The sequence below is a fragment of the Bacillus sp. AFS017336 genome (assembly GCF_002555445.1).
Classification (GTDB): Bacteria; Bacillota; Bacilli; order Bacillales; family Bacillaceae_G; genus Gottfriedia.
Genome location: NZ_NUCO01000024.1, coordinates 290,698 through 303,195 on the forward strand (window position 1 = coordinate 290,698; position 12,498 = coordinate 303,195).

The 12,498-nt window shown below is 34.9% G+C and carries 5 protein-coding genes; all 5 read right to left on the minus strand.

What is annotated here, in order from left to right; genetic code table 11:
- Positions 1-62: 62 nt before the first annotated feature.
- The 5 genes from CN601_RS15605 to CN601_RS15625 all read right to left on the minus strand — a co-directional run bounded on the left by CN601_RS15605 (position 63) and on the right by CN601_RS15625 (position 12,410).
- The gene (locus tag CN601_RS15605) at positions 63-4,229 is read right to left on the minus strand and encodes a S8 family serine peptidase (protein WP_179865572.1); all 4,167 of its coding nucleotides are present in this window, start codon (positions 4,227-4,229) and stop codon (positions 63-65) included.
- 261 nt (positions 4,230-4,490) lie between these two features.
- Positions 4,491-8,621, minus strand: a complete 4,131-nt coding sequence (locus tag CN601_RS15610) for a S8 family serine peptidase (protein ID WP_098171571.1) — start codon at positions 8,619-8,621, stop codon at positions 4,491-4,493.
- Positions 8,622-9,190: 569 nt separating this feature from the next.
- Positions 9,191-10,156: an MBL fold metallo-hydrolase gene (locus tag CN601_RS15615; protein WP_098171572.1), complete on the minus strand. Its 966-nt coding sequence runs from the start codon at positions 10,154-10,156 to the stop codon at positions 9,191-9,193.
- Between the two features lie 50 nt (positions 10,157-10,206).
- The gene (locus CN601_RS15620) at positions 10,207-11,532 is read right to left on the minus strand and encodes an MFS transporter (RefSeq protein WP_098171573.1); all 1,326 of its coding nucleotides are present in this window, start codon (positions 11,530-11,532) and stop codon (positions 10,207-10,209) included.
- A gap of 41 nt (positions 11,533-11,573) precedes the next feature.
- A complete protein-coding gene (locus CN601_RS15625) occupies positions 11,574-12,410 on the minus strand; it encodes an alpha/beta hydrolase family protein (protein WP_098171574.1) in 837 nt (278 codons plus the stop codon).
- Positions 12,411-12,498 lie beyond the last annotated feature (88 nt).

The following is a 12,498-nucleotide window of genomic DNA, read 5'->3' on the forward strand; positions in this document are numbered from 1 at the left end:
ATTTAAGAATATTTTTTATCATAAGAAAAGCCTGTTCTCAAAGTTAGAGAACAGGCTTACTTTTATTGTATACCCAATTGACTCTTAACTGATTCTAAAGTACTACCTTTATATTTTTTAACTGGTTTTGGAGGAGCTACAACCCAAGGATTTTGCATTAAGTAATTCTTTTCAACAAATGCAAAATCTTTCGCATCGACCGTACCGTCGAAGTTAATATCTGCACTGCGCTTATTTGTACCCCAATATGTTTGAATCGCTAATGCGTCCATCACATCGATTACATCGTCTTTATTTACATCTCCAGCAGTAGCATATGGAGTGCTCTCTGTACCTACTCTATAATTTACGCCATAAATATTATCGTCTAGAGCATTATAGGCATTTAGTCTTGTATAATATGTCGTAAAATGCCCTGGAATATCTTGGATTAATGTATAGTCATCTTTTGATGGATCAATTCCTGTAATATCAAATGTTCCATTTTTTACGACAATATTTGTTTTTACTTCTTTCCCATTACGATCAATTACTGTTAAATTTGGCGAAATCTTTGAGTAATCTTTTGAATAATCATAATTACCTTTTGCATCTAAAAACCCTTGTGCATGTATATACCCTTTGAATTCTGTTTGATTATTTAATAGATCGACTGGAACTATGTTTGTAAAAGGAATAGTAGTTACATTATCTACATTTGTAAACTTAGATGTAACATTGCTAGATACAATTGTACTAAATGATATGGCATTACCTGGAGTTAGCGATTTTGGGACTTGAATTGTTAAATCCACCATTGGAATATCACCAGCTACTCCAGTAGTTGCATCAAAGTTAACTGTAACGTCAGATGATGTCAAATCTCCTGATGATGTTTGTTTAACATCTAGTATTCCACCAAGCTTTTGTGCCTCCGGATTTAAAGATATATTTGTAATTTTTGTACCTGTTGTATCTGCAAACTTATAGTTAGCTTGCTTCAATTTGCTAACATTATTTGCTGTTAATGTAATTGTAAATGTGTCTCCCGGTTTAGCAATTACTCGATTATGGTTTGTCGGACCATTTGGCTGACCATATACATATGGTGTATGTTCATTTACGAAATAATATTGACTTTGCATATAGCCATTTGTCGCTTCATCCATTCCTTCAAATTTCACACTTAATACTTGCGAATTTGGCGTCATTGCGATTTCATCTGAAGCATTGCCATCTTTATCAACTGTTAAATTTCCAGTTGGTAAATAAGAATTATAAAAATGCAAAATTTGATTTTGTGACTGATCAGCAGTGATTCCAGCAGCTTGTTTTACTGCGACATTGTCATCTGAAATATGCGCGGTTACACCAAGTGTAGCTTGTCCATCTTTATACTCAACGATTTGTTTTCCTGGTACTTCTCCTTCTACATGAACATCCCATTTTGGTTTGGTACCATCCACAAATAAATCTTGACTGATCGTATATTGTTTTCCGTTATCATCTGTACCAATCATTTTTAATACGTATTGCCCCGCTTTTGGCACTACAACATTGTCTGGGTTCATATCAACTGGATTATTCGGATCATTTGTAAATGGGAAGTAGTAGCCCCAATATACGAATGGAAGTGAAATATCAACCCCTTCATCAAATCCAACTCCATCAAACGAATTAACGATTCCAAGATCTTTACCCGTTTTTGGATCAGAAAGCACTATATCAATTGATCTCATATGTGATCTTAAGGCAAAGTTAGCAGCATCAGTTCTATTCCATTTTTGACTACTTTGAATAATCGATTCAGGCACTGATTTTTTATAAAGCTTAAAGTAATCAAACCCTTGATCAACATAATGAACACCAAATGGAATTCGATATGTTTCTGACGGATTATCTTTATTTGTATACACTACATATCCTTCGTAAATCCCTTTTTCCGCTGTTTTAGGAATATTTAATGTAATGTTTGTTTTCTTTTGGCTAATTCCTTTTAGAGTAATCGATGAGTCCGTTTGAACAGTTACACCGTTTGCGGCTGCATCTTTTGAACCGCGTAGATTTGATTGGAAATTAACTTTTACATTAAACGTTTTCGTTTTTTCTCCTCTGTTCATTAACGTAATTGAACGTGTATCTGCAAAGTCTGACCCATTAAACGCTACATTCCCAAAGCTAAGTGCACCTGTATCTTCATTAATTTGTTTTTCTTTTCCATTAATAATTGTTGGCGTCTTTTCTTTGACTTTAATTTCGATTGTTGAATGAATTGCATTATAAGGATCAATTCGTCCAGCACCTTGTTCAAATACACTATAAGGCTTACTTAAAGAATCCGCAGTATTCATTAAAATTGCCTTTATGTCTTCAGGTTGTAAATCAGGTTGTGCTTGTTTTAATAATGCTGCAACTCCAGTTGTGAATGGTGTTGCCATCGATGTACCAGACATTCTTTGATATGCATTTTTATAATCAGTCGGATTATCTGGGCTATTAATAAACCCTGGAACGGTTGATAGTACACTTACACCAGGTGCCGTAATTTCTGGTTTAATTTCATAAGTTACACGTGAAGGACCTCTTGAACTGAAGTCTGCTAATGTATCTCCCTGAGTTTTCGCTTCACCTATATCAGTGAATGTAAAGTTAACAGATCCTGATTGTAGCTTTTGCTTTAAAGCAAGTCCATCCGCGTTAGATAGAGAGAACGTTGGAATGAAATTTACACCATCTCCTAAGAAGGTCGGTATTTGTCCTTCAGTTGGATTGTCATTATACATAAGAACGGCTGCAGCACCTTGTGATTTAGCAACCGCAATTTTAGAATCTAATGTGTAAGTTCCACGACTCATTAGAACAATTTTTCCCTTAACATCTTTACCAGAATATGCTTCACCTAGATTTACATCTACAACCGAATTTGTTACACCTTTTAATTTGGAAACATCATCACCTGCGCCTTTTGCCATCAAAAGTAAAGATGCCGTTACATTATCGATTGATCCTTTTCCTCCAAGTGTCGTAATTGGTACACTGCTAGCACCAACTGTTAATGCTAGAGCTGCTGTACCAGGTGATCCTACGGTATACATCTTATTACCTGCATTTCCAGCTGCAACAACTGCTGTTACTCCATTTAAAACTGCATTGTTAATTGCGATACTAGTAGGATACATTGGGTCATTATAATTAGCACCTAAAGAAAGACTCATGATATCCATTCCATCTGCTACTGCTCGATCGATTCCAGCTAAGATGCCATCCGTCGTTCCACTGCCCCCAGGTCCAAGTACACGATATACATAAAGGTCTGCATCTGGAGCAATTCCAGTAGTTGCAAATTCACTAGCATTTTTCCCTTGTCCTACAATCGTTCCGGACACATGTGTTCCGTGTTCAGTTTCATAATTTGCTGCACCAGAACTTCCACCAGGTTTACCAGCTTTTACCCAATCAGCATATGTCGTTTCCATCGGATCATTATCATTATCAACGAAATCATATCCGCCTTTAAAAGCACCTTTAATATCAGGGTGATTGTAATCAACTCCTGTATCTAGTACAGCAACTTTAACTCCTTTACCTGTGTATCCTTCTTGATGCAATTTATCAATTTGTAGATATGAACGCTCGTCGGCCATACCTTGGCCTTGTGTTTTAGTTGAATCTTCTGCTTTTTCTGCAGGAATATCTTCCTTAACAGTTTCATTGCTATAAATTGCCTTAACTGCTTTTGAATTTAGAAGATCTTTTACTTTATTTGCAGGGATCTTCAATGCGACTCCATTGAAAGCATTTTTATATTTTCTATTAATTTTATATGTCTTTCCATCATCTTTTGAAAGTGATTGCAAGTCCTTATCGAAAGTAACATGATCTGAATCTTCTAAACTTTTAGCTTCAGTATCTGACAAGCTATTACCTTTTAATGCAGCATCGAGTACTGCTACTTTATGAGGCTTTTGGTTGAACTGTACAATTACTGAAACATCTTCCGAACTGTTTAGATTAACATCTGGATTTAAAAACAATCCAGATTGTTCATTCTTAGAAAGTTCTGTTAAAGCCTGTCTTTGAGCTGTTGTTAAATTAGCTAAAACTGACTCTGCCTTCGTGTTAACTGTATCAGCCTTTACCTTTACCGAATGAAAAGTTGAAGCATGAAAACTACTAGAAATTAAACCTACACCTAAAGTAATCGCTGTAGCATTTTTTACAATTTTCTTCTTTGTAAACTTTTTCCCCATTTCCAGTCCTCCTACGTTCATTGTGTTTTATCTTGATCGAATTAGTTCAGAATTTATTCCAGTTTTCTATAATTGAAATTAAATGAAAGTTCAATCTATCTTAGTTTCATAAAACTGCAATTTTCCATTGAATATTCTGACAAATAATTCACTAGATTAAAATAATGTAAGTTTCTAATCTCAAATTATGTTCTTTATTTCTATAGAGAAGCCGAAATCTTCAGCTTCTCTTATTCATAATAATTACCAACAATGAAATCTTTACTTTAATCCTAACTGACTTAATACTGTGTCTAATGTTGCACCCTTATATGATATTTTCGCTTTTGGTGCATTTTCTACTGTTGGATTTTGTAAACCGTAGTTTTGAACAATATAGTTCATGTCTTTTGCATCTACGACTTTATCAAAGTTAAAATCTGCTGAAGCTTTATTTGTACCCCAATATGTTTGCACAGCTAAAGCGTCAAAGATATCGATAACATTGTCTTTATTTGTATCTCCAGCTGCAGCGATTGGTAAGTTGTATTTAAGTCGTTTTCCAACGATCTCACCACGAACATCACTGTACATTTCAAACTTTTGGTTCATCGTAAAGTAACCTGGTACATCAACTTGTAGAGTATAAGGATTTTTATCAGCTTTAAGTCCATCAACTATATAGCCACCATATCGATCTGTAATTGGAGACTCAATGACTATTTTTCCGTCATAAGAAGTAACCGTTACTTTTGCACCGATTTTACTTTGGTCAATTGCATAATTGATTCCACCTGTAGCCGTTGAAGTTCCTTGTGTTCTTGCTGTTCCCTCTAATCTAGAAAACGTTGTTTTTACTTTATAGCTTTCCATGTAAGAGTAAATATTTTTCGTCTCAACATTCGACTGATCAATTATTGAAGCATTCATACCAAACCAGTAAGGGCTATCAGTCGACCACTTAGATGCAGTTTTCAAGTCAAAATTAAATAAAGGTAAATCTTCTGGTAATGCTTTATCACCTAAATAATTAAATGTAAAAGTATAACTTGATGGTGTAGACCCTACACTAACGTTCGCATCACCATACTTTTTAACTGCATCATTTACGACTACATTCTCAACTGAAGCATAAGTATCTTTTGACATTGTAATTTTAGTCGTTTTTAAATTTTTCATATGATTCGAACGAACGGTAAAGTTTACACTATCACCTGTTGTAACAGTTTGTTTATTTGCTTTTAAGTAGAAATAAGGTAAGTTTTCCTTAACAAAAACAACTCTTAACATATTAGAAGCATTACCATTAAAGTTTCTTGCTGCATCAAACCCGTAAAACTGTACTTGTAATGGCGCATCTTGTTTTCTCACAACAATTTCATCCGTATAATTACCATTTTTATCTGTTGGGACTGGGTTAGAAGGATATCCACCGTTATAAAACGCAACAACAGAATTGCTTGATTGATCAACTGGTAAGCCTAAGCGAGTTGCTTCTTCTGTTTCCGGATCATGTAAGTTAATGTTAAAGTCATATAGGAATTGTCCATTCGAATCAAATTGACTATCTTTAACTTCGATTACTTTTTGATCTAACGAATCAAAACTTGAAGTCATTGTCGGTGCACCAACTTCATAAATGAAATCAGACGCCGCCGAGAATGTTTTTCCTTGATCGTTTGTACCAACTAGTCTCAATTTATAGTGACCTGTTTTTGCAAATGCTGGTTGAGAGCTAATTGGATTTTTCGGATCACCTGTAAATGGGTAGTAAATTGTATTAAATGCACGAGTATAATACTCTTGATTTTCATTTACTGCCATCGCATTAAATGATCCTACTAGTCCTAGATCCTCACCCGTAGTTGGATCTTGTAATACAAGGTCTAGTGTCTTCATATGTGATTTTAAAGTGAATGTAATATCCAAAAATGGATATGCATTTTCAGGCCATGCTATGTCTGTACCAAACATAGGGTTATCAGCGTTAAATTTATCAATACCTTCGTTTACAACTCGTCCACCAAATGGAATTTGGTATGTTTCAGTCGGATCTGTTGTATTCGTGAAAGTAATATACCCTTCGTATGTTCCTTTTTCAGCTGTTTTCGGAATGTTTAAGTTAAACTTAATCGACTTTTGGTTAATACCATTTAATTTGACTGAAGTTGGTCCCTCTAATGTTACTCCATTTACTGCTTCATCCTTTGACCCTCTTAAACCTGTTTGGAATTTCACATTTACATTAAATGTTTTTGCTTTTTCACTACGATTTTTTAATGTAACAGTTTTAGAGTCAGAAATGTCTTCTCCATTAAATCCATAAGATCCAAAGCTCATTGCCCCTGTTAGTTCTTTGATAGATTTTTGTTTTCCATTAATAATCGTAGGCGTTTTGTCATTAACTTCTAACTCAACATTTGAGTGAATAGCTTCATACGCATCTACACGTCCACTTCCAACCTCGAATACACTATAATCTTTAGATAACGGATCTGCTGTATTCATTAAAATCGACTTAACATCTTCTGGATTAAGATCTTTATTTGATTGAAGTAATAATGCCGATACCCCTGCTACATATGGTGTAGCCATTGAAGTACCTGATAAACGTGAATACGCATATTTATAATCGTCTGTATGTGTTCCATCTACTGTTTGATCATTAACATAAAACGGAACTGTTGAAAGAATTGAAACACCAGGTGCTGTTACTTCTGGTTTAATATCGTAGTTTACACGACTTGGCCCTCTTGAACTGAACATAGCTAATTCATCAGAAGCTGTTTGCACCTTTGAAAAATCACCGAATGTGAAATCTGATATGCCCGATTTCAATGCAGATTGTATCGCTAAACCTTCATCATTTGATAAAGAAAATGAAGGAATTGCATCAGCTGACTCACCTAAGAATGATTGGATTGGCCCTTCAGCTTTATTTGCTTCATCATTGTACATAAGTACTCCAGCCGCGCCATTTGCTTTTGCATTTTTGATTTTATCAATTAATGCAATCGAACCCCGTTTAATGAAAGCAATTTTTCCTTTTACATCTTTCCCGCTAAATTCCCACGTATTTCCTAATCCAACGTCCACTAATGGGAATGTTTTCCCTTTTAATTGTGTAAGATCATCTTTATAACTTCTCGCTAGCTGCCTTACTGTATAATTCTTTCCATTTTGTGTACCTGCATATTGATAAACATCAAGGGCAATTGAAGATGCTCCAACAGTTAATGCTAATGCAGCAGCTCCTGGTGAACCTAGTGTAAACATTTTATCGCCACTATTACCTGCAGCTACAACAGTTGTTACACCACTCAATACTGCATTGTTTACAGCAATCGAAGTTGCAAATAGTGGATCGTTTACTGTAGCACCTAGCGACATATTAATAACATCCATACCATCTTGTACTGCTCGATCTATTCCGGCAATGATCGCCTCACTTGTTCCACCACCACCTGGGCCAAGTACTCGGTAAGCATATAGGTCTGCTTCTGGAGCTGCGCCAACTGTTTTAAACTCACTGTTTGCTACACTACGTCCACCAATAATGCCAGCAACATGTGTACCATGTTCAGTATAATAATCCGCTCCATTTTGAGACCCAGGTTTTCCAGCCTTCACCCAATCCGTATACGTCGTTTCCATTGGATCATTATCGTTATTAACAAAATCATATCCACCTTTGTATGCATCCTTTAAGTCTGGGTGGTTATAATCCATTCCGGTATCAAGAATTCCGACTTTTATTCCTTTACCAGTAAAACCTTCCGCATGTAAACGATCTAAACCATCATATGGTGTATAATTCGCTACTTTTGCTTCATCAGTTCTTAACTGTTCACTATCTTTTGCAGGAGGATCAATCGAAAATTTCTCGTTACTCCAAACCGTTTTTACAGCTTTTGATTTCAATAGATTTCTAATTTGATTTGCCGGTAAACTCATTGAGACACCATTAAATGCATGTTTATATGAACGATTAATCTTATAATCTATTTTTTTATTATGATCGCCCGTTAATATGTTCTTTACATCATTTGAAAACGTTTCATGGTCCTGATCGACTAGCTTATTAGCTTCAGAATCAGTTAAAGTTTGACCTTCAACACTTGCTTCGATTTGTGCAACCTTTGACGGTTTATTACTAAACTCGACTATGACACTTGTTTGATCTGAAGAGTTTAAATCAGTCTCAGAAGAAATTTGAAGACCAGTCTCTTCATTTGTTGAAAGTTGATTAAGGGCTGCTCTTTGTTCAGAAGATAAATTTGCAAGAATATCATCTACATTCCTCGGACTAGCTGCTTTTGTATTATGGGTTACATGTCCAAGTGAACCTAATATAAAACTCGATGTTAATGCTAAAACAGTAAAACTTTTTAAAACTTTACTCTTTTTCCCCATTTCACCAATCTCCCTATAAATATTTTGTTTATATTGATAGAAATTGTTCGATTTTTCATTAATAAGAACGCACAATCTACCAACTTTCGACTTTTTTCTATCCCCTTCCCTATTTATTGATTTCATTATACGTAATCAGAATTTTCAGGTAAAATTAATAATTGAAAAACTTTAATAAGAAAATCTTATTTTTCCTAAATCGACTTGGAAAAGCCGGAATAAAACTTCCAGATACTTAATTAAACTTTTCTCAATATAACAAACACATCGAAATTAATTTTTTTCTGACAAAACATTTTGAAATAAAAAACAAAAAAGAGAAGCTAAAATTTTTAGCTTCTCTCTACTTTTATTACAATCTGTCTCAGATACTAATTCAATTCGATTGCCTAATTTGAATCTAGATTTAGTTCTCCCCTGATGAAGATGTGCAAATAAATTGCCCAGTCTTCTTTCTCTAAAAGATATTAAATATTCTTCTAAATTTAATAGAAATATAGTGTAAAGTTTCCAACGTATTTTAAGAAATTCATACACTTAGGTGTACTTATCAGTTCTGAATATATAATTTACGATCTTACATATTTATTTTGAACCCCATCTTTATATTCACGAATTTCACCTTTTCCAACTAGATAACTTAAATAGGCATTTGTCTCTCCTAGTGCTATCCATTTTTCTAGCACATTTGACCTCATTGGAAGTAAAGTATTTGATACTTGATATGCACTCATCTCTCCTGTAATTTGCTCGAGTACGAAACCAATTCGTTCTTCATAGTGATGAAGTAATTCGTTAATTCGCACTTGTGCATCATTAAAAATGGGACCGTGTCCTGGTAGAACTAATGATATTTTCATTAATTGCATCTGTTTTAATGTTTCAAGATACTCGCTAAATGGATTTTTATTTCCGTAGCCATGATATGAAATATAAGGAATCGTTTCTCTAGTAAAGTGATCTCCTGACAAAAGAATCTGTTCCTCACTATTATAAAAACAGATATGTCCATCCGAGTGACCTGGCATTTGTATGGCTTCAAAAAGAAGCTCACCAATTGGATATAGTCTATTTGTTTCTATGGTACACATGTTGTTTGGAAATCTATTTGCTGATGTATTTACAGGTTGTAGCTGCATTATTAGTTCCTGTGGCATGCCTGCTGATAAATAAAATCTTGAAAAAGATTCTGCATCTAGACTATTCTGTGCGACTACTTGTTCTTTCTCACTTAGAAAAACATTCGCTCCAGTTTGCTGTTGTAATTGTCTTGCGTATTCAAAATGATCAGGGTGATGATGTGTTATCAAGATACGCTCAACATCACGATTCGGTTCGACTCCGTATTCAGTAAACGCAGCATTCCAGGCCAGGCGCGTTTCATTGCGATCCATTGCCGTATCGATGATTGTCCACATTCCATCTCTACGTGCTAAATAACAATGAACATTATCATTCCAGAAAGGTAATGGAATTGTTACTTGATAAATGCCATATCCTTTCATTTTTTCGATACCTTCGCTAATTAATTGCATAACGGGATATTTCACCTCTACTTTTGCTGTTTATTAAACTAAAATCTATTTCATACAATCTGATTATTTACAGCGTTTTTAACGATTTCATTTGTTTGGACTGGTTTTTCTTTTAGGAAAAGAGCACTTACTGCTGCGATCGCTGCAAGGACTGAGAAAAATATAAATACTTTAGTGAAATCAAAACTTCCACCTGTACGAACAGTTATTAGATAACCAGCTACTAACGGGGTTAGAAATGCCCCCAACTGACCACAACCATTAACTATTCCCGTTACACTTCCGACAACTTCACTAGGGTATCTTTTTTGAAGTGCAGCTGTAAGAGAACCGGAGTTAAATGCAACAAAAAATCCTGAAGCCAATAGTAAAGTTAATAGCATTGGTGTATTTCCCTTACTAACAGATCCGAGCATCCAAAGCACGGGAATACATCCAATATAAGCAATTAGAGCAATTGGCTTCATTTTGTTAAATTTATCCATCAACCAACCACCCATTAGAATACTGATGATACTAATGATTGGAGGTAATGCTGAGACAAACCCCATTTCCTTAATATTAAAGTTGTGTTGTTGGACTAAGAAAGTGCTAAGCCATGTTGTGAATCCCCAAAGAATACCGATTTGACAAAACATCATTAAGCAAATTACATAGAAGGTACGATCTTTCAAGTAAATCTTGTGGTTAACTTTTTCCTTCGTTGTTACTTGTAGAGTTGCCCCTTTATTCTGATTTATAAAGTCTAATTCACTTTTACTTATTCTGCCTTTTTTATACATTTCTTCAGGTGTATCTTTAAAGAATAACCAAAGTAGTAAGATACCAATTACACCAGGAATGGCTAATGTAAAGAATATCGGTCTCCACTGACCATGAAATAAAGAAGCAGAGAGATTAGTTAAGACAATCGGTACAAGTGCTAAGCCAACGTAATTGGATGTATTAAATATTGAAAGTGCTTTACCGCGTTCTGAATAGGGGAACCAATTACTAATTGCTTTAGCCGAAGGTGGAAAATGATGCGCTTCCCCGAACCCTAAACCTATTCGCAAAGCAATAAACTGAGTAAAATTTTTGACAAATCCAGTGATTACACTTACTAAGGTAAATACAATTATGGCAACATTCATGACCTTTTTGGGTCCGAATTTATCAGCTAAAAATCCTGAAGTAACTTGACCAATCGCATACGCGAAAAAGAAGGTAGAAGCGATTTGTCCAACTTGGACTGGTGTTAAATTCATATCTTTTTGTATAAATGGTAAGAAAGTTAACACTGCCACACGATCAAAGTAATTGATTATATATAGTAGCCAAACGATAAACAGTATAACGTATTTATATCCCCATACTTTCCTTACTGCATTTGACATCTATTATTACTCCCCTTCCTTTATTGGCTTTTCCTATTTTTTTAATCTTTCAATAAATTCCTAACCTCATTAACAATACCGTCCCATACCTTTGAATCTGGATCAATAATTTCAAAGTGTTCTACATTAGGTAACGTAATCATCTTAACTTGATCACCTGCTTTTTCAGCAAGTTCTTTATATAGGGCACTTAATTTTACTGGAACATTTACATCTAAATCACCATGAATCAATACTTGGGGAACTTTTAACGGAAGCAATTGAACTGGTGAAACCTCGACATATCTTTCAGGCACTTCAATTGGTGTACCACCTACATAGTCAGTTACTGGGTTATCTATTTTCATATTTTTTACTATTTTTTGTTTGTAATTGATTAGGTTATTCATAAGTTCTAAGTCAATTATGCCGCCTAAGCTAATTACACCTTTAAGTAATAGGGGAGCACTGGAAGTTTTTAATATACTATCTTCTTGTAAACGATAACGCCCCGCTAACCAGAAAGCTAGCTGACCTCCAGCTGAATGGCCCATTGCAACCACTTTTGATAAATCTAAGCAATATTGTTCGGCTATTGTTTCTAAAAAATCTGTAGCATTAGCAACATCCTTTAAAGTACCAGGATAAGCACCCCCACTATTGCCTACCCGTCTATATTCAATATTCCAAGTTGCTAGTCCACGTTTTGAAAGGTCTTCCGCAACGGCATCCATTAAATCTGCCGCAAATATCGATTTCCAAAATCCTCCATGAATAACGACAACTACAGGATGTGGTCCTGGACCTTCAGGAATACGCAATTCTCCATATTGCCACTGATCATCACCATAATTCAAATGTATCTTTTTTGTTTTACCTATTTCACTATCAACTATCATGTAAACGCCTCCATTTCTCTGGATACCTAAGGATTCATTTAAATTATTAAACTCACTTCTCTCCTCCTTTTTCCATTTGAATACAAAT

What these genes read in the sequence shown, in the direction of transcription:
- CN601_RS15605 (WP_179865572.1), bottom strand. Translation starts at nt 4,229, where the DNA reads ATGGGGAAAAAGTTTACAAAGAAGAAAATTGTAAAAAATGCTACAGCG.
- CN601_RS15610 (WP_098171571.1), bottom strand. Translation starts at nt 8,621, where the DNA reads ATGGGGAAAAAGAGTAAAGTTTTAAAAAGTTTTACTGTTTTAGCATTA.
- CN601_RS15615 (WP_098171572.1), bottom strand. Translation starts at nt 10,156, where the DNA reads ATGCAATTAATTAGCGAAGGTATCGAAAAAATGAAAGGATATGGCATT.
- CN601_RS15620 (WP_098171573.1), bottom strand. Translation starts at nt 11,532, where the DNA reads ATGTCAAATGCAGTAAGGAAAGTATGGGGATATAAATACGTTATACTG.
- CN601_RS15625 (WP_098171574.1), bottom strand. Translation starts at nt 12,410, where the DNA reads ATGATAGTTGATAGTGAAATAGGTAAAACAAAAAAGATACATTTGAAT.